General features: G+C 69.8%; 22 protein-coding genes. 5 read left to right on the top strand and 17 right to left on the bottom strand.

Features of this window, described 5'->3' with window-relative positions; translation table 11 throughout:
• Positions 1 to 15 precede the first annotated feature (15 nt).
• On the bottom strand, positions 16 to 1,071 hold the full coding sequence (locus B0F77_RS37875; RefSeq protein ID WP_086667867.1) for a ferredoxin reductase: 1,056 nt from the start codon (positions 1,069 to 1,071) through the stop codon (positions 16 to 18).
• A gap of 86 nt (positions 1,072 to 1,157) precedes the next feature.
• Between B0F77_RS37875 and B0F77_RS37870 the strand changes: the two genes are divergently transcribed.
• Positions 1,158 to 2,297, top strand: coding sequence for a PucR family transcriptional regulator (locus tag B0F77_RS37870; protein ID WP_086667866.1), 1,140 nt, complete (start codon positions 1,158 to 1,160; stop codon positions 2,295 to 2,297).
• A gap of 266 nt (positions 2,298 to 2,563) precedes the next feature.
• Here B0F77_RS37870 and B0F77_RS49340 read toward each other — a convergent pair whose 3' ends face one another.
• The gene (locus B0F77_RS49340; protein WP_211294232.1) at positions 2,564 to 3,247 is read right to left on the bottom strand and encodes a hypothetical protein; all 684 of its coding nucleotides are present in this window, start codon (positions 3,245 to 3,247) and stop codon (positions 2,564 to 2,566) included.
• Positions 3,248 to 3,342: 95 nt separating this feature from the next.
• On the opposite strand from B0F77_RS49340, the gene B0F77_RS37860 reads away from it, so the two are divergent.
• On the top strand, positions 3,343 to 4,773 hold the full coding sequence (locus tag B0F77_RS37860; RefSeq protein WP_342746884.1) for an FAD-binding oxidoreductase: 1,431 nt from the start codon (positions 3,343 to 3,345) through the stop codon (positions 4,771 to 4,773).
• A 4-nt stretch (positions 4,774 to 4,777) separates the two neighbouring features.
• Here B0F77_RS37860 and B0F77_RS37855 read toward each other — a convergent pair whose 3' ends face one another.
• The gene (locus B0F77_RS37855; RefSeq protein WP_086667864.1) at positions 4,778 to 6,046 is read right to left on the bottom strand and encodes a lanthionine synthetase LanC family protein; all 1,269 of its coding nucleotides are present in this window, start codon (positions 6,044 to 6,046) and stop codon (positions 4,778 to 4,780) included.
• A 130-nt stretch (positions 6,047 to 6,176) separates the two neighbouring features.
• Between B0F77_RS37855 and B0F77_RS37850 the strand changes: the two genes are divergently transcribed.
• The gene (locus B0F77_RS37850; protein WP_086667863.1) at positions 6,177 to 9,215 is read left to right on the top strand and encodes an AfsR/SARP family transcriptional regulator; all 3,039 of its coding nucleotides are present in this window, start codon (positions 6,177 to 6,179) and stop codon (positions 9,213 to 9,215) included.
• Positions 9,216 to 9,228: 13 nt separating this feature from the next.
• Here B0F77_RS37850 and B0F77_RS37845 read toward each other — a convergent pair whose 3' ends face one another.
• The 12 genes from B0F77_RS37845 to B0F77_RS37790 all read right to left on the bottom strand — a co-directional run bounded on the left by B0F77_RS37845 (position 9,229) and on the right by B0F77_RS37790 (position 21,281).
• The gene (locus B0F77_RS37845; protein WP_086667862.1) at positions 9,229 to 10,002 is read right to left on the bottom strand and encodes an ABC transporter permease; all 774 of its coding nucleotides are present in this window, start codon (positions 10,000 to 10,002) and stop codon (positions 9,229 to 9,231) included.
• Positions 9,999 to 10,946 carry an ATP-binding cassette domain-containing protein gene (locus B0F77_RS37840; RefSeq protein ID WP_086667861.1) on the bottom strand — a complete coding sequence of 316 codons (948 nt, stop codon included), beginning with the start codon at positions 10,944 to 10,946 and terminating at the stop codon, positions 9,999 to 10,001. The genes B0F77_RS37845 and B0F77_RS37840 overlap by 4 nt, the downstream gene beginning before the upstream one ends.
• Before the next feature lie 67 nt (positions 10,947 to 11,013).
• On the bottom strand, positions 11,014 to 12,132 hold the full coding sequence (locus B0F77_RS37835) for a MalY/PatB family protein (RefSeq protein WP_086667860.1): 1,119 nt from the start codon (positions 12,130 to 12,132) through the stop codon (positions 11,014 to 11,016).
• Positions 12,133 to 12,591: 459 nt separating this feature from the next.
• Entirely contained in the window at positions 12,592 to 13,032 is a 441-nt protein-coding gene (locus B0F77_RS37830) for a winged helix-turn-helix transcriptional regulator (protein WP_086667859.1), read from the bottom strand.
• Positions 13,029 to 13,967, bottom strand: a complete 939-nt coding sequence (locus tag B0F77_RS37825) for an LLM class F420-dependent oxidoreductase (protein WP_086667858.1) — start codon at positions 13,965 to 13,967, stop codon at positions 13,029 to 13,031. The genes B0F77_RS37830 and B0F77_RS37825 overlap by 4 nt, the downstream gene beginning before the upstream one ends.
• The gene (locus B0F77_RS37820) at positions 13,964 to 15,070 is read right to left on the bottom strand and encodes an acyl-CoA dehydrogenase family protein (protein WP_086667857.1); all 1,107 of its coding nucleotides are present in this window, start codon (positions 15,068 to 15,070) and stop codon (positions 13,964 to 13,966) included. Before B0F77_RS37820 ends, B0F77_RS37825 begins: the two co-directional genes overlap by 4 nt.
• 120 nt (positions 15,071 to 15,190) lie before the next feature.
• Entirely contained in the window at positions 15,191 to 16,672 is a 1,482-nt protein-coding gene (locus B0F77_RS37815; RefSeq protein ID WP_245849164.1) for an alpha/beta hydrolase, read from the bottom strand.
• 102 nt (positions 16,673 to 16,774) lie between these two features.
• Positions 16,775 to 17,524 carry a glucose 1-dehydrogenase gene (locus B0F77_RS37810; RefSeq protein WP_086667856.1) on the bottom strand — a complete coding sequence of 250 codons (750 nt, stop codon included), beginning with the start codon at positions 17,522 to 17,524 and terminating at the stop codon, positions 16,775 to 16,777.
• On the bottom strand, positions 17,525 to 19,030 hold the full coding sequence (locus B0F77_RS37805) for an aldehyde dehydrogenase family protein (RefSeq protein WP_086667855.1): 1,506 nt from the start codon (positions 19,028 to 19,030) through the stop codon (positions 17,525 to 17,527).
• Between the two features lie 22 nt (positions 19,031 to 19,052).
• Positions 19,053 to 19,901: a 3-oxoacyl-ACP reductase gene (locus tag B0F77_RS37800; protein ID WP_086667854.1), complete on the bottom strand. Its 849-nt coding sequence runs from the start codon at positions 19,899 to 19,901 to the stop codon at positions 19,053 to 19,055.
• Between the two features lie 24 nt (positions 19,902 to 19,925).
• Positions 19,926 to 21,011: a Zn-dependent alcohol dehydrogenase gene (locus tag B0F77_RS37795; RefSeq protein ID WP_086667871.1), complete on the bottom strand. Its 1,086-nt coding sequence runs from the start codon at positions 21,009 to 21,011 to the stop codon at positions 19,926 to 19,928.
• A 78-nt stretch (positions 21,012 to 21,089) separates the two neighbouring features.
• Positions 21,090 to 21,281 (bottom strand): ferredoxin, encoded by a 192-nt coding sequence (locus B0F77_RS37790; RefSeq protein WP_086667853.1) that lies wholly within the window; start codon positions 21,279 to 21,281, stop codon positions 21,090 to 21,092.
• Positions 21,282 to 21,326: 45 nt separating this feature from the next.
• Here B0F77_RS37790 and B0F77_RS37785 point away from each other — a divergent pair, with 45 nt between their 5' ends.
• Together B0F77_RS37785 and B0F77_RS37780 are read left to right on the top strand one after the other, a co-directional pair.
• The gene (locus tag B0F77_RS37785) at positions 21,327 to 22,487 is read left to right on the top strand and encodes an acyl-CoA dehydrogenase family protein (protein ID WP_086667852.1); all 1,161 of its coding nucleotides are present in this window, start codon (positions 21,327 to 21,329) and stop codon (positions 22,485 to 22,487) included.
• 9 nt (positions 22,488 to 22,496) lie between these two features.
• Positions 22,497 to 23,390, top strand: coding sequence for an acyl-CoA dehydrogenase family protein (locus tag B0F77_RS37780; RefSeq protein ID WP_086667851.1), 894 nt, complete (start codon positions 22,497 to 22,499; stop codon positions 23,388 to 23,390).
• On the opposite strand, the gene B0F77_RS37775 is transcribed toward B0F77_RS37780, so the two are convergent.
• Complete coding sequence (locus tag B0F77_RS37775) at positions 23,374 to 24,459, bottom strand: NAD(P)H-dependent flavin oxidoreductase (RefSeq protein ID WP_086667850.1); 1,086 nt, start codon at positions 24,457 to 24,459, stop codon at positions 23,374 to 23,376. The genes B0F77_RS37780 and B0F77_RS37775 overlap by 17 nt on opposite strands.
• Positions 24,440 to 26,026: an acyl-CoA synthetase gene (locus B0F77_RS37770; RefSeq protein ID WP_086667849.1), complete on the bottom strand. Its 1,587-nt coding sequence runs from the start codon at positions 26,024 to 26,026 to the stop codon at positions 24,440 to 24,442. Before B0F77_RS37770 ends, B0F77_RS37775 begins: the two co-directional genes overlap by 20 nt.
• Between the last annotated feature and the right edge of the window lie 10 nt (positions 26,027 to 26,036).

The raw sequence follows: 26,036 nt of genomic DNA, 5'->3' as shown, positions 1-26,036 counted from the left end.
GTTCAGTGGTGGAAGTCAGCGTTCGAGGTCGCAAGGGCCCGCCGCGGCGGACACGCAGGTCTGGATCAGCACGCCGGTGTCACCCTCGGTGATCTCGCCGGTGCGCAGGTCGCGGACGGCGCCGGAGCGGAGCGGCGTGACGCAGCCGAAGCAGATGCCCATGCGGCAGCCGGACTTCATCAGGACGCCGGCCTCCTCGCCCACGTCCAGCAACGGCGTGGCGCCGTCGGCGGCGACGGTCTTGCCGGTGGTGCTGAAGGTGACCTCGCCACCCTCGCCGGCGACGACGACAGTGGGCCGGAAGCGTTCGGTGTGCAGCCGTTCGGTGACGCCGTGCCGGGCCCAGTGCTCCTCGGCGGCGTCGAGCAGGCCGGCCGGACCACAGGCCCAGGTCTCGCGCTCGGCCCAGTCGGGCACGAGCTCTTCGAGGCGGGCGATGTCGAGCATGCCGTCGGTGTCGGTGTGCAGCTCGACCAGGCGCAGCTTCTTGTCCGCGACGAGGTCGTGCAGGTCGTTGCGGAAGATCACGTCTTCCTTGCGCGGCGCGGAGTGGACCATGACCACGTCGTCGAACTCGGTGTCGCGCAGCATGCCCATGGCGGGCGTGATGCCGCTGCCGGCGGTCAGGTAGAGCACCTTGGCCGGCCTGGCCTTCGGCAGCACGAACTCGCCGCAGGCCTGGTCGAGCTGGATGACCGTGCCCGGCTTCACCCGGCGGACCAGGTGGTTGCTGACCTTGCCGTCCGGGATGGCCTTCACGGTGATCGTGATGCGGCCGTCCGTCCGGTTCGTCGGCGAGGTCACCGAGTACGCACGCCACAGGCGCACGCCGTCGACGTCCACGCCGATCCGGACGTACTGGCCGGCGACGTGGCCGCGCCAGCCCCGGCCGGGGCGGATCACGATGGTCGCGGCGTCATCGGTCTCCCGATGCACAGCCTCGATGCGTCCTCGCAGGTCAGCGCCCGCACGGAGCGGGCTGACCAGGTCGAGGTAGTCGGACGGCAGCAGCGGCGTCGTGACCAGCTCTAGCAGTTTCCACGCCCTGCTGCGGAGGGCGGCACTCGTCATGACTCCAGCTTGATGCGCCTCAGGGCGTAAAGTCCTGTCCGCAGGACGTGAATCTGGCCAGCCGATTTGTTCGCGGGGAACAAAACGTGAGTCATGCAATGCAGCGGGCCACCGAATTGGCCCTCGATGAGAAGACCGTCACCGCGTTGCGGGCGGTGCTGAGGACCACGGCGGACGAGGTCGTCCAGGCCATCATCGACGAGGTCCCGAGCTACGCCAACGCCCTGTCCGGACGCATGGGTAGCACGATCCGCCGCGCCGTTCGAACCGCGCTCGGACACTACCTGGACCTCGCTGGAGGCAAGGCCACCGGTGGTGACGCGAGCGACGCCGCCTACGAGCTGGGCCGCGGCGAGGTGCGGGACGGCCGGTCGATGGACGCGCTGCTCAGCGCCTATCGCGTCGGCGCGCGGGTGGCGTGGCGCGGCCTCGCCGACGGCGCGGTGCCGGCGGGCCTGCCGGCGGCGGAGGTGGCGAAGTTCGCCGAACTGACCTTCGCCTACATCGACGAGCTGTCCGCCGCGAGCGCCGCCGGCCACGCCGATGAACTGGCCGCGCGCGGCCTCGCCCACGAACGTCACCTGGAACAACTGGCCCGCGACCTGCTCGCCGGTGCCGGTGCCGAGGTACTGCTCGCCGACGCCCAACGCGCCGGCTGGCAACCGCCGAACTCGTTGACCGCCGTCCTGCTGCCCGCCGCGCAGGCCCGCCCCGCGTACCGCTCGCTCGACTCGTCCACCCTGGTGCTGGACGACCTGCCAGACGCCACCGGGGTGCTGCTGGTGCCCGACACCGACCGCGCCCACCTGCTGCGGCAGCTGACCGACCGCACGGCCGTTGTCGGTCCGGCGCGGCCATGGATGCGTGCGTCTGCCTCCTACGCACGTGCGATGCGCGCGCGCCTGCTGTCCCCCGACATCCGTGACACCGAGGACCACCTGGTCGAACTGGTGCTGACCGCCGACGCCGATGCTTACGCGGACCTCCGGGCGCGCGCGCTCGCACCGTTGCGGACGTTGTCCGCCACCACGGCCCGACGGTTGGAGGAGACGCTCCGCGCGTGGTTGCTGCACCACGGCCGTCGGGAGGAGGTCGCGACCACGTTGTTCGTGCACCCGCAGACCGTCCGCTACCGGATGAGCCAGCTGCGCGAGCTCTTCCCCGACCTGGCCTCACCGCAACGCGTGCTCGAACTGACGCTCGCACTGGGCCTACCCCGCCCCTAGTAGTGCTTTGTCGGGNNCGTAACTACAACCAACTTACAAGTGCAGCATCGTGAGAACGCGACCACCGGGGTCGCGGAAGTCCGTCCCTCCGGACCCGACAAAGCACTACTAGCCTTCGGCGCCGAAACCGCCTCCTTCACCCACACAAACCCCACCAGCCCCATTTTTGGGCACGCGGGGGCCCTTCGTGTCGCTGGAGGAAACGCGGGGTCCCCGCGTGTCGTTTGGCAGGCAGGGGGACTGCGGAGAGTGATGGGCGGCCTGGGTCAGGCGCCGAGCGGTTTGCGGACCTCGGCGGCCTTGGCCGGGCCGTACATGGCGACCAGCACCTGCTCGACCAGCTGGTCGGGGGTCAGGTTCTTCTCCTGCGCGAGGCCCACGAAGGCGGCGTCGGCCATGTCCATCACCGGCATCATGTCGAACTTCCACGTGCCGTCCTCGCGGACGAACTTGAGCTTGAACGGTGCCTTCTGGCCGCGAGACGTCACCTCGACGAACGCGGTGTCGCCCTTGACCGCGATCTCGCCGAGCGCCAGGTTGGTGATGCCCTGCTCGCCGACCAGGCCCTTGTCGATGGAGGCCTTGACCACGTCCTTCGGCGACGCGGTACGCAGCGTCGCCGCGTCCAGGCCGCCGCGCATGGAGTAGACGGTGACGCGCGTGCTGAGCTTGCCCCCGGCGAGTTCCTCCTCGGTTCCGGTGAGCGCGAGCTTCCGGACGTCGTCGAAGAAGGCGAAGACAGGGGACGCCACCACGGACACGGCCGTGGTGCCGTCCTTGGCCAGCGCGGCCTTCGTGTAGGTCTCGAAGGCCGCGCGGACTGCCGGCGACTCGTCGGCGGGCGTGGAGATCGAGGGCGAGACCGGGGTGGACGTGCCGGTGCCGGTCGGCGCCGACGTGCTGCAGGCGGCCGCGAGCAGGCACAGGGACGCCACGATAAGTCGCTTCACACGCGGAGCTTAAGTCTTCTTGAGAAGCCATTTGCCCAAGTTCCACCAATACGGCCTCCCCCGGCGTGAGCCGATCTTGTGCCACCATTGCCGGCGTGGACCGCCGCAGGTTTCTCCAGGTCGCGGGACTGGCGGGTGCCGGGATGGCGCTCTCCGCCTGCACCACCACCTCCGGGGGCCCGTCGGCACCTCCGTCCAGTTCGTCCGTTCCGAGTGGACCGCCGGACTGGGCCGCGTTGCGCTCGAAGCTTTCGGGTCAGCTGCTGCTGCCCACCGACGACGGCTTCACCTACCAGGGCTTCAACCCCGTGTGGGACGCCCGCAAGCCGGCCGCCGTCGCCCGGTGCACCTCCGTGGCCGACGTCCAGGCCTGCGTCACGGCGGCACGATCACGGGTACCCGTCGCCGCCCGTAGCGGTGGCCACAGCTACGCCGGGTACTCCTCGCCGGAGAACGGCCTGCAGATCGACCTGCGCGGCCTGGCCGGAACCGAGCTGCTGCCCGGTGACCAGGTCCGGATCGGCGCCGGTGCCCGGCTCGGCGAGGTGGCCGAGGTGCTCGCGCGATCCGGCCGCTGTCTGCCGACCGGCACGTGTCCGTCAGTCGGCGTCGCGGGGCTCACGCTCGGCGGCGGCATCGGTGTGCTTGCCCGCAAGTACGGCCTGACCTGCGATCATCTCGTCTCCGCGACCGTCGTGACCGCGGACGGCCGGCAGCTCACGGCCTCCGCGCAGGAGGAGCCCGACCTGTTCTGGGCGCTGCGCGGCGGTGGCGGCGGCAACTTCGGGATCGTCACGTCGTTCGTGTTCGACACCCTGCCGGCCCCCGACGTGACGGTCTTCTCGCTGCAGTACCCCGCCGGCGCCGCCGCGGACGTGCTGGGCGCGTGGCAGGGCTGGATCGCGCAGGCACCTCGCGAACTCTGGTCGAACGTCGTGGTGCGCGGCGGTCCGGAGCCGACCTGCCGGGTGGGCGGCTGCTTCCTCGGGTCCGCCGGCGCGCTGGCCGGCCTGCTGACCGCACTGCCCGCCGCGCCCGAGCGGTTCGTCCAGCCGAGGAGCTTCCCCGAGGCCACCCGGTACTTCGCGGGCGCCCCGATCGACCGCGAGTCGTTCGTGGCGTCGTCACGCGTCGTGCGCTCGCCGATCGCCGACCCCGGCCGGGCCGCGAACCTGCTGGCCGGTCAGTCCGACGAGTCGTACCTGATCTTCGACAGCCTCGGCGGCGCGGTGTCCGACGTCGCGCCGGACGCCACCGCGTTCCCCCACCGCACCGCGCTCGCCTGCGCCCAGCTCTACTTCAAGACTCCGCCCGAGGCCGCGGGCGAGGCGGCCAAGGTGATGGGACAGGCGCGGGACGGGCTCGGCGCGCTGGTCGGCGACGCCGGGTACGTCAACTACATCGATCCGCGGCTGCCGGACTGGGCGCAGGCGTACTACGGCGGCAACCTCGCGCGGTTGCGGGAGGTCGCCGCGAAGTACGACCCGGACCGGGTGTTCGCGTTCGCCCAGTCGGTGCCGCGCTGACCGGTCACGCCACCTGCGCCCACCAGGTGTCCAGGCGCGGCACCACGGTCGCGTCCCCCTCGGCGGCACGACCGGCGTGGAACAGGAACCCGGCAATGCCTGCCGCGCCCTGCATCCAGCCGAGAGCGGCGGGCAGCAGCGGCTCGTCGTCGCGGTGCTCGATGAACCGCCAGCACACGCCGTCGCCGTCCGGAATCGCCCGGTCGACGATCACGTCGGCGAGGTGCAGCGCGAACTCCCGCTCCCCCGCGTCCAGCAGGACGTCGCCCACGCCCGCGGTCCCGCAGCAGCGGCCGTCGTTGTCCCAGAAACCCGGATAACGCCTTTCAGGCAGACCGGACACACGGACGCTGTGCAGGCAACGGCTGTGCCAGTCCATCACCGGTGTGTCCGCCACTTCTCGCACGCCCGCACGGCGCAGAGCCGGCCACAGCAACGACGTGCCGGTCGGGCCGTGGCACCAGCCGTAGCTGAACCGCTCGAAGTCCTCCAGGTGCGGAATACGCAGCTGGACCCGGAAGCCTCCGTCGCTCTGGTCGGACAACGCCACCAGGTGCTCGGCGCCCGCGGCAGCGGCGTCGACGAGGTCAGGGCGGCCGAACTCCGCACCGGCCAGGGCGAGCGCGGTCGCGATGCCCGACAGGCCGTGCGAGAAGTTGGGGGTTTCGCGTTGCACGACGCAGAAGCGTTTTGGCACCCCCTGCCAGTTCAGGCCGGTCGGTGTCTCCTCGCGCTCGGCCAGCAGGATGTCGGCGGACAGCTTGGCGAGCTCCTCCGCGCCCGCCACCCCGTGCCGCTTCGCCCACACCGCGGCCAGCAGGACTCCCGCCGTGCCCAGCGTGAGGTCGTGGTTCCGGGCACCCTCCACGAAGTTGGGCGGCACCAGCCTCGCGTTCGGCCATCCGTCCGGTGTGGACAGTTCGAGGAGCCGGGTGACGGCCTCGTCGGATCCGGGTGCGTCCAGGGCCGTCAGCACGCCGATCGAGTTGACCAGGCCGCTGAAGTAGTTGACTTCGGTGAGCGTCGCGATGCCCGCCCGGACCTGACCGGCGATCGCATCCGCGAGCCGCTGTTCCTCGGCCGTCCAGTCGCGGCTCAGCCGGATCTCGGCCAGCGTGTGCGCCAGTCCGCCGATGCCCGCGTGCATGCCGTCGCGCACGTCGGCGACCGGATCCTCGCCGACGGCCACCGGCATCCAGACCGCGTCGTCGTACCGAACTTGATCAAGAACCCATCGCCAAGCAGCCTCGGCGGTCCCCCAGTACTTCGTCATGCGTCGATCATTACATTGGCGGGGGTGACCGTGCAGCGGATTCTCGCCGCCACCGGACCGACCGGCTGCGCTCACCGGCGCACTCGGCGTTCTCGCCTGATCGCCTCAACTGATCTGGGAAGCTGGAACCGTGCGTGTGGCGTTGCTGGGACCGACGACCGTGGTGGCCGAGGACGGCACACCGGTCGACATCGGTGGTGCCCGCGTCCGGATGTTGCTGGCCAGGCTCGCGCTCGACCCCGGCCGCCCGGTGCCGACCGCGACCCTGATCGACGACCTGTGGGGCGTTCAGCCGCCCGCTGACGCGGCGAACGCGCTGCAGTCGCTCGTGTCGCGGCTGCGCAAGGTCTGCCCGGACGTGACGCTCGAACCGGGCGGGTACCGGCTCGGCATCGCGCCCGAGGACGTCGACGTCTTCCAGTTCGACCGGCTGCGGGCCGCCGGACGGCCGGACGAGGCACTCGCCCTGTGGCGCGGAGAAGCGCTGGCCGACGTGCGGGAGGCGCCGTTCGCGCAGGTCGCGGTCATCAGGCTGGACGAAGCGCGGATCGCCGCCGAGGAGGACCGGTTCCGCACCGGCGAGCTCGACGTCGCCACGCTCACCGCCATGTACGAACAGCACCCGCTGCGGGAACGCCTGGCCGGACTGCTGATGCGCGCACTGTGTCAGCAGGGGCGGCAGTCCGAGGCGCTGCACGTCTACGAGCAGGTCCGCGGCAGGCTCGCGGACGAGCTGGGCGTCGACCCGTCGGCCGAGCTGCAGCAGATCCACGTCGCGGCGTTGCGCGGCGAGCTGGGGCCGCGTCCGGTGGCCGACCGGTTGCCCGTGCGGCTCACCAGCTTCGTCGGGCGTGACGACGAGCTCGCGGAGATCGCGGGACTGCTCGGCCAGGCCCGGCTGGTGACGCTGGTCGGACCGGGCGGCGCGGGCAAGACCCGCCTCGCCACGGAGGCGGCGGCCCGGCATCCGGTGCACGCCAAGGGACGCGTGTGGTTCGCCGCGCTGGCCGGCGTGCGCGCGGCCGAGGACCTGGCGGGTGCGGTGCTCGGCGCGTTCGACCTGAGGGTCGGCGGTGATCCGTTGCGGCGGGCGAGCGACGGCATGGACCGGATCGCCGAGGTGCTCGGCGCCGGGGAGTCGTTGCTGGTGCTGGACAACTGCGAGCACCTCATCAGCTCGGCGGCGGAGTTCACCACCGAGCTGCTGCGCCGGGTGCCGAACCTGCGCGTGCTCGCGACCAGCCGGGAGTCGCTCGCGATCGACGGCGAGTCGCTGTACCCGGTCGGTCCGCTCAGCGTGCCCGACGGTCAGGCCGACGTGTCGGGGTTCGGCGCGGTGCGGTTGTTCCTGGACCGGGCGAGCGCGGTGAAGCCGGGCTTCCGGCTGGACGAGTCCACTGTGGACTACGTGCGGCAGATCTGCCACCGGCTCGACGGCATGCCGCTCGCGCTGGAACTGGCGGCCGCGCGGCTGCGGTCCATGACGGTCCGGCAGATCACCCAGCGCCTCGACGACAGGTTCCGGTTGCTCACCTCGGGCAGCCGCACCGCGCTCCCCCGCCAGCGCACGCTGCGCGCGGTCGTGGAGTGGAGCTGGGACCTGCTGACCGAGGAGGAACGCCGCCTCGCCAGACGGATCTCGGTGTTCCCCGCCGGTGCCGACCTCGACGCGATCGAGCAGGTCTGCTTCGAGGACCCGTTGTACGTGCTGACGTCACTGGTCGAGAAGTCCATTGTGGACGTCATCGAGCTCGACGCCGAGCCGCGCTACCGGATGCTGGAGACGATCCGGGTCTACGCGGCCGAGCAGTTGGAGGCGTCCGGCGAGCAGCGGGAGATCGTCGGCCGGTTCCGCCGGTACTACCGCGAGCTGACCGACCGGTGGGAACCGCTCAACCGCACGGCCAGGCAACTGGAGGCGATCGCGGTCTACGAGGCCGAGCAGGACAACATCGCGGCGGCGTTGCGCGGCGCGATCGACGACCGCGACGTCGACCTGGCGGCGGCCCTGCTCGGCGGGGTGTTCTGGTACTGGATGGTCAAGGGCGACAACGATCGCGCGCAACTGTCCGTGCGCGACGTGCTCGCGCTCGGCGACCAGCTGCCGGACGACGTCCACGCCACGTTCCGGGCGATGCAGCTGATCATGGCGGCGATGCCCGGCCTGCCCGCCACGGCCGAGGCCGCGCAGGTCATCGAGGACTGCGTGAACACCGGTGCCACCCAGAAGTGGCCGCCGCTGGCGATCGCGCTGCCGATGCTCGCGTTCCTCAGCCAGAACCACGAACTCGCGCGCCGCGAGGTGAAGCGGGCGGCCGCGAGCGAGGACGCCTGGGCGCGTGCGGCGGCCGACTGGGCACTGAGCTTCATCCTGGTCGACGAGGGCGACCTCGACCGCGCCGAGGAGGCCCGCGACCGCGCGTACGAGCAGTTCATGGCAGTGGGCGACCGGTGGGGCTCGGCGATGACGCTCGGCATGAAGGCCACGTTCGTCTCGCACACCGGCGACAACCGGGCGGCGATCGAACTGTTCGAACGCGGTCTCGAGGTGGCGTTGGAACTGCGGTCGCAGGACGACGCCGTGCAACAGCGGTGGCGGCTCGCGGTCGAGTACGCCCGGCTCGGCGACCACGCCGCGGCCGAGCGCGAGGTGATCGAGGCCGAGCGGTACGTCCAGGCCATCGGCAACGACCAGATGTCCATCATGATCGACTACGCGAAGGCCGAGGTCCTGCTGCGCGCGGGCCGGTTGGCGGAGGCACGCGAGCTGAGTGCCCGCTTCCGGCGGCGTGCCACCACCTCGGCCGTGCTCGGTGCGTTCGTCACGGAGTGGTCGGCCGTGCTCGAAAGCCGCATCGCCATCGCCGAGGGCAATCCCGCCGAGGCCGAGGCGCGCATCGCGGTCGCGGTCGGCAGGACGGCGGAGCGCAGCGACATGCCGGACCTGGCGACCGTCGTGGAACTGCTCGCCAGGGTGCGGTTCGCCGGTGGCCGCCGCGACTCGGCGGCCCGGCTGCTCGCTCTCGCCCAGCTCATCCGCGGGCGGCTCGACCTGGGAGACCCGGACGTGCGCCGGCTGGTCGGCGAACTCGGCGAGCCGGCACCGTTGCGGATCACCAAAGCCGAGGCGCTGCGGGAAGTACGCGAGGAGGCGGGCATCAGCGACTGATGCCCGCCTCATCTCAGACCCGCCTGCGGTAAGCCCACATCGCGAGCGGGAAGAACACCGCGACCGCGGCCACCATCCAGATCAGCGACCCGGTCAGCGGTCCCGCGATCGCACCGCCGTTCAGCAACCCGCGCAGCGCGTCCGCCAGCAGCGAGACCGGGCTGATGTCCGCCCACGCCTTCAGCCAGCCCGGCATCGTCGAGGTGCCGACGAACACGTTGCTGCCGAACGTCAACGGCATGATCAGCACGAACATCAGGCCCTGCACCGCCTGCGGGGTCTTGAGCAGCATGCCCACGAACACCGACGCCCAGCAGAAGCACAGCCCGAACGCCAGCGCCAGCCCCACCGCGATCAGCAGCTCCGCCGGGCCGGTCTGCACCCGGAAGCCCATGATCGTCGCGACCACCAGCAACACCAGGATGCACACCACGTACCGCACGATGTCCGCGAGCACCGCCCCGATCAACGGCGCGGACCGGGCGATCGGCATGGCGCGGAACCTGTCGAACACGCCCTTGGACACATCCGTGTTCAGCTGCACGCCCGACGTCATGCTGGCCTGCAGGATGTTCATCACCAGGATGCCCGGCACGAGCATCTGCAGGTACGCGTCGGTGTTCCCGGCGAGCGCCCCGCCGAACAGGTAGGTGAACATCACCAGGAACACGATCGGCGCGATCGTCACGTCCGCGAGCTGTTCGGGGTTCTTGCGGATCTTCAGGATGCCGCGCCAGGCCAGCGAGAACCCGTGCCGCACGCCCCTGTCCAACGCGATCGTGCTCACACCAGGCTCCCTTCTCGCTTGCCGGTCAGCGCCAGGAAGACCTCGTCGAGCGAGGGCAGCCGCAGCGCCAGTTCGTCCGCGGTGATCCCGGCCTCGTCGAGCTTGCGGACCAAAGTGGACAGCAGCACCGGATCGTTCACCGGCGCCGTCAACAACCCGGTGTCGTCGTCACGCGTCGGCCGGACCCCGGTGAGGTCACCGAGAATCCGGTGAACCACGTCGATGTCGCGCGCCGACGTCGGCCGCACCTGCAACGTCTGACCGCCGACCCGCCGCTTGAGCTCGTCGGGCCGTCCCTCGGCCACCACCCGCCCGTGGTCGAACACCGTGATCGTGTCCGCGAGCTGGTCGGCCTCCTCCAGGTACTGCGTGGTGAGCAGGACCGTCACGCCGTTCGCGACGAGCTTGCGGACCACGGCCCACACCTCGTTGCGCGCGTGCGGGTCCAGCCCGGTGGTCGGCTCGTCCAGGTACAGCACGGACGGGTTGCCGACGAGGCTCGCCGCGAGGTCGAGCCGCCGACGCATACCCCCTGAATACGTCTTGGCGGCCCGCCCCGCGGCGTCGGTGAGTTCGAACTGCTCCAGCAGCGCGGCCGCCTTCGCCCGCGCCCCCGCACGGGAGAAGTCCAGCAACCGCGCCAGCAGCACGAGGTTCTCCGTACCGGACAGGTCCTCGTCCACCGACGCGTACTGCCCCGTCAGCCCGATCAGCGACCGGACCGCCCGTGGGTCCTTCACCACGTCGTGCCCGTGCACCGTGGCGTGTCCCGCGTCCGGGCGCAGCAACGTGGCCAGCACCCGCACCGCCGTGGTCTTGCCCGCGCCGTTCGGCCCGAGCACCCCCACGACCTTCCCCTCCGGCACCTCGAGGTCCACCCCGTCCAGGGCTTTGGTCTCCCCGTAGTGCTTGACCAGGCCTTCCGCCCTGATGGCCAGCGACATCGTTCTTTCCTCCCTGTGTCGGGAGAACTGTGCGCGCGGCCGCTGACAGCGCGCGCACAGCGGGCTGTCAGCGGCTGGCAGCCATCCTGCGCACGGCTTCGGCGATGATCTCCGGGTTCGTCCCGATGTTGAACCGCACGAACCCCGCGCCGCCGGTGCCGAAGTCGTTTCCCGAGGTGAACGCCACGCGGCCGCGTTCGAGGAAGACCGCAGCCGGATCGTCGAACCCCAGGTTCCGGCAGTCCAGCCACGCCAGGAAGGTCGCGGGCGACGGCCGATAACCGATCTCGGGCAGGTGTTCCTCGAGCAGGCCGGCCAGCAGTTTCCGGTTGTCGTCGAGGCCGTCGATCACGGCGTCGAGCCACTCGCCGCCCTCGCTGAGCGCCGCGGTGTGCGCGATCGAGCCGACGTGGCTGGGGCCGTGGCTGACCTCCTCGGGCAACCGGGCGAGGTCACCCGCCGCGGCCGGGCCGGCGATCGCGACCGCGGACTTGAGCCCGGAGAGGTTCCAGCCCTTGGACGCGGACATCAGCGACAGCCCGTGCTCGTCGACGCTCAGGTACGGCACGAAGGTCGTGCTCTTCGAGACGATCGGCGCGTGGATCTCGTCGGCGATCACGCGGACGCCGTAGGTCCGGGCGAGGTCGGCGAGACCAGCGAGCTCGTCAGCGGTGTGGACGGTGCCCGTCGGGTTGTGCGGGCTGCACAACAGGAACACCGGCTGTTCGGCGTGGATGAGCTGGAAGGTCCGTTCCAGCACTTCGAGGTCGAGGCGGTCGTCGGTGAGCGGTGCCTCCACGATCGGCAGGCCCATGCTCCGCACGAACAGGTAGAACGGCGGGTACACCGGCGGACTGACGACGACGAGATCACCGCCGACCAGTTTGATCATCTCGACGACGCCGAGCATCACGTCCGGGACGATCGCCGTGTGCTCCACGTCGATCTCGTGGTTCCAGCGGGACCGCGCGAACCCGGCGAGTGCCCCGGCGTAGGCGGTGCCGGCCGGGTAGCCCGTGTCGCCGTCGCGCACCGCTTCGGTGATCGCCCGCGCGACCGGTTCGGCCAGGTCGACGTCCAGCTCGGCCACCCACAGCGGCAGCACGTCCTCCGGGTAGCGACGCCACTTCACGCTCGTGCGGCGCCGTAACCGTTCGAGCGGCACCTGGCTCAGCGGGTTCATCATGAAGCCAAGCTAGCGCCACGACTGGCAGCCTTCGCCCCGTATTCGGCGCTCAGACGGGTGCCGGTCGCGACGCTGGGCAGGCTGCCAGAAGTTGTGTCCGATACTCGCCCAAGAGGATCCCCCACCTGGCCTTGATGGCGTCTGCAAGTACCACCAACTCAACATCAACAGGCACTTACCTACAACCAACAGGGCAATCACGCCAGGCACGCCCGTCCGGCGCACGGCGACCAGGTTGAGCGTCGTATCGCGGTCATGGCCGACTCGGCGGCAAGCAGATGTGCATCTTCATGTGGCGCGGGCGGGGATCGGACATACCGGGCGGTGCCCATCTGTCGGACATGCTGGACAATCCCGGCTCCAGCTCCAGGTCGAGCGCGATCAGCCAACAGAGTCCCCGCAGGGCTCATGGCACCAACGGAGGCCACGCGGTTTCGGACAGGACTTCTGGCCAGTTGCCTAGGCGTGTGCGGTGACGTTGTGCGCGGTGATCTCCTCGCCGCAGCACCGGCACGCGAGGTACGCGTCGGCCGGCTTGCCGCACGTGCTGTGTTCGAGCACGACCGGCGGGCCGTCGGGGTCCGGCACGTAGGTGTCGCCCCACTTCATGAGGATCACGATGGCGGGGAACAGGTCCAGGCCCGCCTGGGTGAGGCGGTACTCGTCGCGGTCCTCGGCGTACGGCACGCGCTGCAGCAGGCCGGCGTCCACGAGGGACTTCAGCCGGGCGGACAGGGTCGGGCGCGGAATGCCGAGGTTCCGCACGAACTGCCCGTACCGCTTCACGCCGAAGAAGGCCTCGCGCAGGATGAGCAACGTCCAGCGCTCCCCCACCAGATCGAGCGCTCGCCCGACGGATTCACCCCGGAAGCGGCGGCCGAGGGCGTCGGAGTCGATCATCTGCGTCCCTTCGTCAACAGTGGGGAGAGCGTAGTCAGCAGCCGCCGGGCGGCCGGGTCCGCTGCCGTCGCGGGCACCAGGCCGACGTGCTCGGCGCCCGCCTCGAAGTACTCGCCGACCCGCCGGGCGATGTGCTCGGCCGAGCCGATCGCGCCGACGGCCTCGATCAGGTCGACGGGGATGTCCTGTGCCAGTTCGGCACGCGGGGTCCCGGCTCGGGCCCGTTCGACCAGGTCGCCGTGGCCCAGGGCGGTGAACATCTCGCCGTAGCCGGGCGGGGCCAGGTAGACGGCGAGCTGGGACCGCAGTTGCCGGAGCGTCTCCTGGCCGGCGCCGAGGGCGGCGGGGATCCAGACGGCGATCGGCGGCGGATGAGCGGAGCCGTCAAGTGTCTTGCGGACGTGGGCCACGTGGTCGGTGCTGACGAGGTTCAGGACCAGCTCGTCGCCCTCGGCGGCTGCCACCCTGGTCATGGCCGGGCCGAACGCCGCCACCGAGATCGCGGTGCCCGGAACCGGTTGCCGCAGACGGAAGCCGGACACGCGGTTGCCGTCCAGAATCGCCCGCGTGTCCCGGATGGTCCGCTTCATGACTCGAACGGGCTCCCACGTCCGGCCGTGCCACTCCGACACGATCCGCGGACTCGAAGCGCCCAGGGCCAAGCCGGCCCGTCGTCCGGTCGTGGCGACCACAGTGGACAGTCCCAGCGCGAGCGCCACCGGGCTCCGCACCCCCACCGCGAGCGGGCCGATCTTCACCGTGATGCCGGACGTCCGCAGGCCCACGGCGGTCGCCAGCGCGAACGCGTCGAACGTCGCCATCTCGCCGATCCACAGCGTCCCGAACCCGGCCTCGTCCGCCGCCACCGCGATGTCGAGCGCCTCCGACGGCGGCCGGTCCAGCCAGAACGGCGTCACCACGCCGACCGACGTCACAGCTGCTCCGTCTGCGCGGGCACGCCGAGCAGCACCTTGCCCGGCAGCTCGTACGACGCGGCGTTGACCTGGAAGTGCGCGGTGGCGGTGTGCGCGTCACGGAACCGCCGCTGCAATGGCGCGCCGTCGTAGATCGCGCCACCACCGGCCAGGTCGTAGAGATCAGCCACGACCACTCGGGCGGTACGCGTCGCATGGGTGGCGGCCAGCCGCACCGCCGCCCGCGCCTCCACCGGCACCGACTCGCCCTGCGCCGCCTGCCAGGCCTCACCGACGGCCTCGTAGAAGAACGCCCGCGCCGCCCGCAGCGACGCCTCCGCCGCGGCGACCGCCGCCTGAGTGGACGTTCGTTCCGCCAGCGTGCGGCTGGACCCGAGCGGACTGCGGTGACCGGCCAGCGTCACGAAGTCCTCCAGTGCGCCGAACGCGTTGCCCAACGCCGCCGCGGCGACCGACAGAGCGAAGAACCCGAACACCGGAAAGCGGTACAGCGCGGGCGAACCAGCCGGAGGTCCGTCCAGCACGGACAGAATCCGGTGATCCGGGACGAACACGTCATGCGCCACCGAGTCGTGACTTCCGGTACCGCGCAACCCCGTCGTGTGCCAGGTGTCGAGCACCTCCAGCGACGACTTCGGCAACGCGGCCACCTTCAGCACCCCGGCCGGGTGCACGAACCCGGCGAACAACCAGTCGGCGTGCCCGATCCCCGAGCAGAACGACCACTGCCCCGACACCACCACCCCGCCGTCGACCGCGACCCCGCGTCCCTTGGGCGCCCACACCCCGGCGGCCACCGATCGCGGATCCCCGAACACCTCCTGAGCACCGGCCTCTGGCAGATAGGCAGCCAGCAACCCGCTCGTCGCCGCGATCGACACGCACCACCCGGCAGAGGCGTCACCACGGGCGATCGTCTCCGCGGCGGCCAGGATCGCGGCGGGATCAGCCTCGGCACCGCCCAGCGCACGCGGAACCCCCAGCCCGAACAGTCCCGCGTCGCGGATCGCGGCCAGCAGCTCGGGGGCGAGCGCACGCCCGGCCTCGGTCTTCGGCGCGACCTCACGGGCCAGGTCGGCCACTGTCCGCACGGCAGCCAGCACAGTTCCTCCTGGTTCAGTTTTCTTACCAATTCAGTTTCGTTACCGTAGCCACGAGAACGAGCCGAAAGCAAGAGGGACCCCACCGGCAACGGTGGAGCCCCTCTCAGCGGAACAAAACGGTCAGGCGAACGGCCCCTTGTCGATGCCGCACGTCTTCTGCGCCGGCAGGACACCGGTGAAGAGGTACTCCCGCTTCACCTTCTCCGCGCACGTGCTGCGCACGTACATGCTGGTGTGCCCGTAGCCCTCGACCGTCAGGAACCCGGTGCGGGCCATCTCCGCGGCACCGTCGTGCGCACCGTGCAGCGGCGTGGACGGGTCGAACCTGTTGTTGATGAACAGGATCGGCGCCGACGTCGAGCGGTTCCACGGGCCGGTGAAGCGGTCGTTGTCACGACCCTGCCAGAACGCGCAGGCCATCATGTCGTAGACCACGGCACGGCCCCAGTACGGAACGCGCTCGTCCTCGCTCTTGCCGTACTTGGTGTACGCGGCGGTGTCGCGCGGGAAGTCGCTGTCCGCGCACTGAATCGCGTTGAACGCCTCCGTCCGGTTCGAGATGTAGTCGGCCGACGCCGTCAGCGACGGCTGGGCCTCCCACACCCCCTGCATGATCCGGGCGGTGTCCTGCCAGGTGTCCGGCTGCGCCAGCGCGTCCCACAGGAGGCTGATCAGCGCGACGCGGTCGAACCGGCCGTCCGGCGTCGTGACGGGGGAAGCCGTCACCTTGGCCACCAGGTCCGCCCACTTCTGCTTCAGGTCGCCGCCCGCGAACGCACACTTCGCGCCCGGTGCCGCACAGAGCTTCAGGAACTGGTCGAACGTCTCGGCCACACCGCGCGGCACGTCCTGGCGCGTGTCCAGCGGCACGGTCGTGCCCTGGTCGCCGTGCCCGGTGGCGTTGCCCACGAAGTCGAGCGAGCCGTCGAACGCGAGCGCGCGAACCTTGTCCGGGAACATGTTCGCGTAGATCGCGCCGAGATGCGTGCCGTACGAGATGCCGTGGTACGTCAGCTTCTTGTCGCCGACGGCCTTGCGCAGCAGATCCAGGTCGCGTGCCGTGTTCGCGGACGAGACGTGGTTCAGCAGATCGCCGGACTTCTCCTGACAACGGCGGGCGAACTCGCGGTACGAGTCGTAGAACGAGGCCTCGTCCGCCGCCGTGTTCGGATACACCGGGATGGCGTTGAGGAACGACTGCTGCTCCTCAACGCTGTCGAAGCAGCGAACCGTCGCGGAACGGCCGATGCCGCGGGGATCCCACGACACCACGTCGAACCGCGCCCGCAGCTCCGGCGAGAACAGCCACTCCCACTTGCCGCGCCCCCGCAGCCGGTCCACACCGGACGCGCCGGGCCCGCCGAAGTTCACGAACAGCGAGCCGATCTTCTTGGCCGGATCGGTCGCGGGCAGCCTGATCAACGCGAGGTCGATCTTCGTGCCGTACGGCTGGTCGTAGTCGAGCGGCACCTTCGCGGTCGAGCACTGGAACCCGTCCTGACAGTCCTGCCAGCTCAGGACGGGTGTCTGCGCCTCTTCCGCGGCGAGTGCGGCCGGCGCCAGCCCGATCAACAACGCGGCCGTCACCAATATTGATTTCAAATACAGCTCCCCAGGTCTGACCTCTCGATCATCAAGACGCCACTGGGGCTCGGGAGGTTGCCCACGTCGGGCAATCGCTTTCCCGGGGAGACTGACGGCAGTTCAGCGGCTGAGCGCGTGGGTCGCGGTGGCCCCTCCGTCCACCGCGATCTCCGCACCCGTGCAGTAGGCGCTGTCGTCGCTGGCCAGGAAGAGGACGACGCCAGCGACGTCCTCGGGCTGACCGACCCGGCGCAGCGCCACCTTCTTCCCGATCGGGGAGATGTCGATCGGGTGCCCCAGCGTCTCGCTCACCATCGAGGTGTCGATGGCGCCGGGGTGCACCGAGTTGACCCGGATGCCGTGCTTGCCCAGTTCCAGCGCGGCGACCTTGGTCATGCCGCGGATCGCGAACTTCGACGCCGTGTACGCGACCAGGTAAGGCATTCCGGCCAGGCCCTCGACGGACGACACGTTGACGATCGATCCGCCGCCGGCCCTGGTCATGGACGCCACGACCGCGCGCATGCCGAGGAACGTGCCGACCTGGTTGATGCCGATCACCCGCTGGTAGTCGGCGAGCGTGGTCTCGGCCAGCGCGGAGAAGTGCAGGATGCCCGCGTTGTTCACGAGAACCGTGATGTCGCCGAACGTTTCCTCGGTGAACGCGACGGCCGCCGCCCAGTCCTCCTCCGACGACACGTCGAGGTGGTAGTACTCGGCGCTCAGCTCGGCGGCGAGTTCCTTGCCCTGGTCGTCGAGCACGTCGGTGAGCACCACCCGCGCGCCCTCCTCGACGAACCGGCGGGCCGCGGCCGCACCCTGACCTCGGGCGGCGCCGGTGATCAGGGCGATCTTGCCGTCCAGCCGCATCTACATCAGCTCGTCGGTCAGCGGCATCATCACGGTCTTGAGCTCGGTGTAGGCCTCGAAGGCGCTCTGGCCGCCCTCACGGCCGAGGCCGGACTGCTTGTAGCCGCCGAACGGCACATGTGGTTCGAGCTGGAACCCGTTGATGCCGACCATTCCGACGCGCAACTGCTTCGAGACGCGGAACGCGCGGCGCACGTCGTTCGTGTAGACGCCCGCGCCCAGGCCGTACTCGGTGTCGTTCGCCATCCGGATGGCTTCCTCTTCGTCGTCGAACGGCACCACGGTGAGCACCGGGCCGAAGATCTCCTCCCGGGCGATCGTCATGTCGTTGCTGGCATCGGCGAAGATCGTCGGTGCGACGAAGTTCCCGGCCGCGAGGTCGCCTTCGAGCCGGGTGCCGCCGGTGACCAGGCGCGCGCCGTCCTCCTGGCCGCGTTCGATGTAGCCGAGGACGCGTTCGAGCTGTTTGCCGTTGATCAGCGGGCTGGCCAGCACGGCCGGGTCGAACGGGTCGCCGAACGTCACCGCGCCGGCGAGCATCGTCGCCATGTTCACGAACTCGTCCTGTGCCTCCCTGGCGACCAGCGCCCGCGTGTGCGCCACGCAGGCCTGCCCGGACAGGCCCATCGTCACCATGCCCATGCAGGTCATCGCGGCGAGGCCGACGTTCGGGGCGTCCGCGAACACGATCGCCGGCGACTTTCCGCCCAGCTCCAGGGAAACGCGCTTCATCGTGCCCGCGGAGGCCTCGACGATCCGGCGGCCGACCGTGCGGCTGCCGGTGAAGCTGATCTTGTCGACGCCGGGGTGCGTGATCAGTGCCTCGCCGGTCGGGTTGCCGGGGCCGGTGACGAGGTTGACGACGCCCTCCGGGAGTCCCGCCTCGATCAGCAGCTCGACCATGCGGATCACGCAGAACGACGCGTACTCCGACGGCTTCACGACCACCGTGCACCCGGCCGCGAGCGCCGGTGCGAGTTTCTGGGCGAACAGCACGAACGGCGCGTTCCACGGCAGGATCGCCGCGACCACACCGACCGGTTCGCGGAACGTCATCGCCAGGTGGTCGCCGCCCTGGTACGGCGGCAGGGTCTGGCCGCCGACCTTGTCGATCCAGCCCGCGTGGTGGTCGAAGATGTCCGCCGCGATGCCGACCGAGGTCGCGTAGATCTGGCCGAACGTCAGCGGCACCCCGTTGTCCAGCGCCTGCAGGCCCTTGAGCTCATCGGCGTGCTCCCGCAGCAGATCGCTGTACCGGCGCAGGATCCTGATGCGTTCACCGGCCTTGGACCGCGGCCACGTGCCTTCGTCGAAGGCTTTGCGGGCCGCGCGGACGGCCGTGTCGACGTCCTTCTCGGACGCGACGGCGAAGCTGCCGATCTCCTCCTGTGTCGCGGGGTGGTGGTGCGTCCAGGTCTCGTCGGACTCGCGGAACTCGCCACCGATGAGGAGCCGGCCGTCCTTCAGACCCAGCGTCTCGCGGTGTGGTTGGACGGTGAGCGCCACAGCTCCTCCTACAGTGCCCCGATTAGAGACTCATCGTTTCCGTACAGGCGAACGTCCTCTGTGGATCGCGATCGGCGAAGTAGCCGTCGAGATCGCTCAGCGCGTCGAACTTCTGCTCGACGGTCGGTGGCGCCATCAGCGCGACCATGCCGCCGTGCACCACGAAGACCTGCCCGTTGATCTTGTCGCCGGACGGTCCCGCCAGGTGCGCCACGAACTTCGCGACGTGCTCGGGTGCCAGCGAGTCGTCGCCCTCGGGTGCGTCACCGAACACGTGCGCGGTCATGCCGGTGCGGGCGCGCGGGCAGATCGCGTTGGCGCGCACGCCGTAGCGGGACGTGCCCCGCGCGGTCGCGACCGTCAGCGCGGCGATGCCGGCCTTGGCCGCCGCGTAGTTGGCCTGACCTTCGGAACCGAGCAGGAACGCCTCGGAGGACGTGTTCACGATCCGTCCGTAGACGGGTGCGCCCGCTGCCTTCGACTGCTGCTTCCACAACGAGACAGCGTTGCGTGACAACAGGAAGTGGCCGCGCAGGTGCACCCGTACGACCAGGTCCCACTCCTCGTCGGACATGTTGAACAGCATCCGGTCGCGCAGCACACCGGCGTTGTTCACGACGACATGCAGCCCGCCGAACTGTTCGACGGCCGCGGTGACGAGGGCGTCCGCGGTGCTCCGCTCCCCCACGTCACCCTCGACCACCACGCACTTCGCGCCCAGCTCCTCGATCTCGGCCGCGGCGGCGTCGGCCGACCCCGGCAGGTCGTTCAGCACCAGCGACGCACCGGCCCGCGCGAGCTCCAGTGCTTCCGCCCGGCCGAGTCCCGCACCCGCGCCGGTGACGACGGCGACCTTCCCCGCAAGGTCCACAGAAGACTCCCAAAGAGAAATGGTTCAGTCGAAGAGAATCACCTGGCGGATCAGTGATCCACCGCCGCGCAAGGCCTGAAGTCCCTCGTTGACCTCTTCGAGCCTGATCCGCTTGCTGATCATGCCCTCGAGGTCGAGCCGGCCCTGCCGCCACAGCGCGATCATGCGCGGCACGTCCCGGCGGAAGTTCGCCGTCCCGTAGAACGACCCGTGCAGGGTCTTGTCGTGCAGGAAGAGTTCCTGCGCGCTGAACGAGACCATCGCGTCCGCCCGTCCCGCTCCGACGACGACGGTGTGGCCGCCACGCCGGGTCAGGTCCCACGCCTGGCGGATGGTCGCCGGGATGCCGACCACGTCGAACACGTAGTCGAAGCCCATGCCCATGTTCAGCTGGTTGTTGAGATCCGCGACGCCGTCGGGCGTCGTCGCGTGCGTCGCGCCGAACTTCTGCGCCACCTCGTGCTTCTCCAGGACCGGGTCCACGGCCACGATCCGCGCCGCGGCGGCCAGCCGCGCGCCCTGGATCACCGCGACGCCGACACCACCGCAGCCGATCACCGCGACGCTGGAGCCCGCCTCGACCTTCGCGGTGTTCAGCACGGCGCCGACACCGGTCAGGATGCCGCAGGACAGCAGTGCCGCGATCTCCCACGGCACGTCGTCGTCGACCTTCATCGCGGCGTCGGCGGGCACGACCATCTCCTCGGCGAACGCGCCGAGACCCGCGTACCCGAAGGCCGGGTTGCCACCGACGACGAACCTCGGTGACGTGAAGGCCGAGATGGTGTGCGTGAGACACAGATGTGCCTGTCCGGTCACGCATTGAGCGCATTTCCCGCACGGCGGCACGAAGGTGATCGCCACGTGGTCGCCGACCGCCAGCGATGTCACGGCACTGCCGATCTCGACGACCTCACCGGCGCCTTCGTGGCCGATGACGCCGGGTGCCAGCGCCGGGAGCGTTCCGTCCATTGCGGACAGATCGCTGTGGCACACCCCGCAGGCCTTGATCTTGATCTTTACTTCCTGCGGCCCCGGCGCGGTGGTCGTCACGTCGTCTCGGAGCTCAAGCTTGTCGTCGCCTACCTGGTTGAGCACGGCTGCCTTCACCGGGATCACTCCTCGTTGAGCTCACGGCCGAGATACTCGTCGCACACTAGAATCTGTTCCTGTTCATGACAAGGCCCATCAGCGTGAGAGGCGTAGCGCGCCCATCGGGCAGGCCGCGACCGCGCGCTCAGCCGAGGCCACCTCTCCATTGGCCAGCTCACCCTCCCGGATCTGCAGAACCTCGTCGTCGTCAAGGTCAAACACCTCGGGCAGGATCGACACGCACTCGCCGTGCGCCTCGCACAGCGCAGGGTCGACGACGACCTTCATCCCGGCCTCCTGACATGAAGTAGAACTTGTTCTAGAGTAGCGGTCATGCGCATCGGTTTCACGCCCGAACAGGACCAGTTGCGCCAGGAGTTGCGGGCGTACTTCGCCGCGCTCATGACGCCCGAACGCCGTGCGGGCCTCGCCGGAGGCAGCGACTACGGCGACGCCGAGGTGTACAAGGACACCGTCCGCCAGATGGGTCTCGACGGGTGGCTGACCATCGGCTGGCCCGAGGAGTACGGCGGCCGCGACCGCCCGATGATCGAGCAGCTGATCTTCCTGGACGAGGCCTCCGCGGCAGGTGCGCCGGTGCCGTTCCTGACGCTGAACTCGATCGGGCCGACGATCATGGCGTACGGCACTCCCGAGCAGAAGGCGTTCTACCTCCCGAAAATCGCTTCCGGCGAGATCCACTTCGCGATCGGCTACTCGGAACCGGAAGCCGGCACCGACCTGGCGGGGTTGCGCACGCGGGCGGTGCGGGACGGCGCCGACTACGTCATCAACGGCCAGAAGATGTGGACCAGCCTCATCCAGTACGCCGACTACGTCTGGCTGGCCTGCCGCACCGACCAGGAATCGCAGCGGCACCGGGGTTTGAGCATCATCATCGTGCCGACGACGGATCCGGGCTTCTCCTGGACGCCGGTGCCGACGATGTCCGGCCCGACGACCAGCGCGACCTTCTACGACAACGTGCGCGTGCCGGCGGCGAACCTGATCGGCGAGGAGCACAAGGGCTGGAAGCTCATCACCAACCAGCTCAACCACGAACGCGTCGCGTTGTGCTCGGCCGCGCCGCTGCAGACCGCGCTGCGCGAGGTTCGCCAATGGGCCGATGAGACCGGTGCCGCCGACCACGAGTGGGTGCGGCTGCACCTGGCCCGCGTGCACGCCAAGACCGAGTTCCTCAAGCTGATCAACTGGCGGATCGCGTCCGGCGGTGACGAGGCGCCCTCCCCCGCCGAGGCCTCCGCCACCAAGGTGTTCGGCACCGAGTTCGCCACCGAGGGCTACCGGCTGCTGATGGAGGTGCTGGGCGCCAACGGAATCGTGCGGACCGGCTCGCCAGGGGCCTTGCTGCACGGCCGGATCGAGCGCATGCACCGTTCGTCGCTGATCCTGACGTTCGGCGGCGGCACCAACGAGATCCAGCGGGACATCATCGCGCGGGCCGGCCTCGGGCTGCCCGCCGTACCTCGGTAAGGAGACTTCGTGGACTTCACGCTGACCGAGGCGCAGCGCGAGCTGGCCGCGCTGACCCGCAAGATCCTCGACTCGTCCGACACGCCGTGGCTCGACCTGGTCAAGTCCGGCGTCGTGCCCGAGTCCCCGGACGAGTTCGGTGTCCTCGAACAGTGCTCGGTGCTGATCGAGCTGGGTCGCGCGGTCTCCGCCGTCCCCTACCTGCCGACCGTGCTCGCCCAACAGGCGCTGGCGCAGTTCGGTACGCCACGTCCGGGAACCGTGCTTTCCCTCGCACTCGCCGAGGACCAGAACGGCAGGAAGACGACTGTCCCGTTCGCCACCACCGCCTCGGCCTTCCTGGTGGCGCACAACGGCCAGGTCTTCCTCGTGGACGCCGATGACGTCGACATCGCCGAACAGGAGCTGGTCGACGGCTCGGTCGCGGGAACCTTCGAGTTCGCCGGCGGCCGGCTGATCGAGGGTCTCACCCCTGAGTGGCTCGTCGCGCGGTACACGTTGGGGCTGTGCGCGTTGCAGCTCGGCGTGACCGAACGGGCGTTGGAGCTGACGGCGGAGTACGCGCGGACTCGGGTGCAGTTCGACCGGCCGATCGGCAGCTTCCAGGCCGTGGCACAACGACTCGCCGATGCGTACATCGACGTCGCGGCCATCCGTCTGACGCTCTGGCAGGCGGCTTGGCGGCTCTCCGAAGGACTGCCGGCCGACGCTGAGGTGGCGACCGCGAAGTTCTGGGCCGCGGATGCGGGGCACCGCGTGGCACACACCGCCGTGCACGTCCACGGCGGGACGGGCATCGACATGAGCCACGAGGTGCACAAGTACTTCACCGCGGCCAAGCGCAACGAGTTCGAGCTGGGCGGGGCGACCGCCCAGCTCCTGAAACTCAGCGCAGCTTGGTGAGCCGATCGACCGTCTCGCCGAACTCCCTCAGCAGGTCGGCCATCACCTCGGCGACCGGGCGCACCTCGTTCATCCGCCCGACGACCTGACCGACCGGCATCGACACCACGGACGGGTCGTCGGACCGGGCGATGCGCAGGTGTGCCTCGCTGACCAACAGGTTCTGCAACGGCATCGGCAACGGCTCGGGCGCGCCCGGTTCGGCCCACGCCTCGGTCCACCGGGTCTTCAGCAACCGCGCCGGTTTGCCGGTGTAGATGCGCGTCCTCACCGTGTCGCTCGAAGTGGCCGCCAGCAACGCCTTCTGCGTCAGCGGACTCTGGGTGTACTCGGCCGTCGTCAGCCAGTACGAGCCCATCCACACCCCCGACGCGCCGAGAGCCATCGCCGCGGCGGCTTGCCGTCCCGAACCGATGCCACCCGCCGCCAGCACCGGCACGTCGACAGCGTCCACGATCTCCGGCACGAGCACCATCGTGGCGACCTCACCGGTGTGTCCACCGGCTTCATAACCTTGCGCCACCACGATGTCCACGCCGTTCTGGACGTGCCTGCGGGCGTGTTCGGCCTTGCCCGCGAGCGCCGCGACCGGAACTCCTGCCGCGTGCACGCGTTCGATGACGTCGGTGGGCGGCGAGCCCAGGGCGTTCGCGATGAGCCGGATCGGGTGTGTCAGCGCGACGTCCACGTGGGATCGCGCGACCGAGTGCAGCCAGCCGAGCACGCCCTCGCCGCCCTCGCCGTCCGGCAGCGGTGGCACGCCGAGCTTCAGCAACGTCTGCTGCACGAAGTCCTTGTGGCTCTGCGGGATGAGTCCGGCGAGGTCGACCTGGTTGCCCTCGGTCGGCACCTTGGCGGGCATCACGATGTCCACACCGTACGGTTTGCCGTCGGTGTTCTCGTCCATCCACGTCAACGCGCGGTCGAGGTCCTCCGCGTCGTTGAACCGCACGCACCCGAGGACACCGAGCCCGCCGGCCCGGCTGATCGCCGCCGCGACGTGCTCCGACGGCGTGAAGCCGAAGACCGGGTGTTCGATGCCCAACTGGTCACACAGGCTGGTGCGCATGGTCCTCCACGTGGCGCTTTGCCCACTGGTAGTCGGGTTTGCCGCTGGGGGTGCGGCCGATCTCGTCGACCAGCCACAGCGACCGCGGCACTTTGTAGCCCGCGAGCGTTTCGCGCACGTGAGCGTCCAGTTCGGACAGTGTCGGCGTCGCGCCGTCACGCGGATGCACGATGGCGCCCACGCGCTGGCCGAGCAGGTCGTCCGGAATGCCGATCACGAGCGCGTCGAACACGTCCGGGTGCGACTTGAGCGCCGCCTCGACCTCCTCCGGGAACACCTTCTCGCCGCCGGTGTTCACGCAGGTGTTGCCCCGGCCCAGCAACGTGATGTCGCCGTCGGCCTCGAACCGCGCGTAGTCGCCGGGCACCGTGAACCGCTTGCCGTCGACCTCGACGAACATCCGCGCGGTCTTCTCCGGGTCCTTGTAGTAGCCGAGCGGGATGTGCCCGCCGCGCGCCAGCTTGCCGATGACACCCGGCGCCGGTTCGAGCTTGTTGCCGTCCTCGTCGATGACGATGGTGTCCTCGTTGAGCTTCACCTTGGTGCCGTCGGTCTTCTCGATCTCCTTGGGCACCGCGCCGATGCCGGTGGACCCGGTCTCGCTCGACCCGATCGACTCCAGCAACGTCGTGTGCGGCAGGAGCTCCTGGTACTGCTTCTTCACGGTGAAGGAGAACAACGCGGCGCTGCTGTTGATGATGAACAACGACGAGCCGTCGTACTCACCGCGCTGGAACTCCTCGATCAGCGGCCGGCCCATGGCGTCCCCGGTGATCGCGGCGACCTGGACCTTCTCCCGGTCGATCGCCCGCCAGATCTCGGCGGGGTCGAACTTCGGCACGAGCACCACCGTGCTGCCGCAGAACAACGCGCCCAGCACGGCCCACTGCGCGGCGCCGTGGATCAGCGGGGGCAGGCAGAGCCGGACCAGCCCGTAGTCCTTGCCGGCGCGAGCCTGCTGCCACTCGTCGGTGAGCCGTTCGCCGGTCACGAAGTCGATGCCGCCGCCGAGTGTGCGCCACACGTCCTCGTGCCGCCACATCACGCCCTTCGGCATGCCGGTCGTACCGCCGGTGAAGAGGATGTAGAGATCGTCGGGGCTGCGCGGCCCGAAGTCGCGTTCGTCGGACTCCTCGGCCAGCGCGGTCTCGTAGTCGGCGCCGGCGAAGTCCTCGTCGGACTCGTCGTCGATCACGACGGTGTGTCCGGGCGCGCCGACATCCGCCACCAACGGCGCGTACCGCCGTTCGTGTATGAGTGCGACCAGATCCGACTCGCCGAACAAGTACTGCAACTCGTTCTTGGTGTAGCGGTAGTTCACGTTGATGACCACCGCGCGCAGCTTGTAGACCGCGAGCATGGACTCGACGAGCTCGATCGAGTTGCGCGCGTAGAGCCCCACGTGCGCACCCTGTGTCACACCGTTCTTTGCCAGGTGGTGAGCCAGTTTGTTGGCTCGCGACTCAAGTTCGGCGTAGGTGACCCTCTTGGAGCCGCAGACGAGCGCGGTCCGGTCGGGCACGGTGTCGACGGCGTGTTCAACGAGGTCTGCGACGTTGAGGGCCATAACAGAGAAA

Origin of the sequence: Lentzea kentuckyensis (genome assembly GCF_002150765.1) — a bacterium.
Lineage (GTDB): Bacteria > Actinomycetota > Actinomycetes > Mycobacteriales > Pseudonocardiaceae > Lentzea > Lentzea kentuckyensis.
The sequence above is the reverse complement of the archived record's forward strand: the minus strand, read 5'-3'. Positions and strand labels throughout refer to the sequence as shown.

What these genes read in the sequence shown, in the direction of transcription:
- B0F77_RS37875 (WP_086667867.1), bottom strand. Translation starts at nt 1,071, where the DNA reads ATGACGAGTGCCGCCCTCCGCAGCAGGGCGTGGAAACTGCTAGAGCTG.
- B0F77_RS37855 (WP_086667864.1), bottom strand. Translation starts at nt 6,046, where the DNA reads ATGACGAAGTACTGGGGGACCGCCGAGGCTGCTTGGCGATGGGTTCTT.
- B0F77_RS37840 (WP_086667861.1), bottom strand. Translation starts at nt 10,946, where the DNA reads ATGTCGCTGGCCATCAGGGCGGAAGGCCTGGTCAAGCACTACGGGGAG.
- B0F77_RS37835 (WP_086667860.1), bottom strand. Translation starts at nt 12,132, where the DNA reads ATGATGAACCCGCTGAGCCAGGTGCCGCTCGAACGGTTACGGCGCCGC.
- B0F77_RS37830 (WP_086667859.1), bottom strand. Translation starts at nt 13,032, where the DNA reads ATGATCGACTCCGACGCCCTCGGCCGCCGCTTCCGGGGTGAATCCGTC.
- B0F77_RS37810 (WP_086667856.1), bottom strand. Translation starts at nt 17,524, where the DNA reads ATGCGGCTGGACGGCAAGATCGCCCTGATCACCGGCGCCGCCCGAGGT.
- B0F77_RS37790 (WP_086667853.1), bottom strand. Translation starts at nt 21,281, where the DNA reads ATGAAGGTCGTCGTCGACCCTGCGCTGTGCGAGGCGCACGGCGAGTGC.
- B0F77_RS37785 (WP_086667852.1), top strand. Translation starts at nt 21,327, where the DNA reads ATGCGCATCGGTTTCACGCCCGAACAGGACCAGTTGCGCCAGGAGTTG.
- B0F77_RS37775 (WP_086667850.1), bottom strand. Translation starts at nt 24,459, where the DNA reads ATGCGCACCAGCCTGTGTGACCAGTTGGGCATCGAACACCCGGTCTTC.
- B0F77_RS37770 (WP_086667849.1), bottom strand. Translation starts at nt 26,026, where the DNA reads ATGGCCCTCAACGTCGCAGACCTCGTTGAACACGCCGTCGACACCGTG.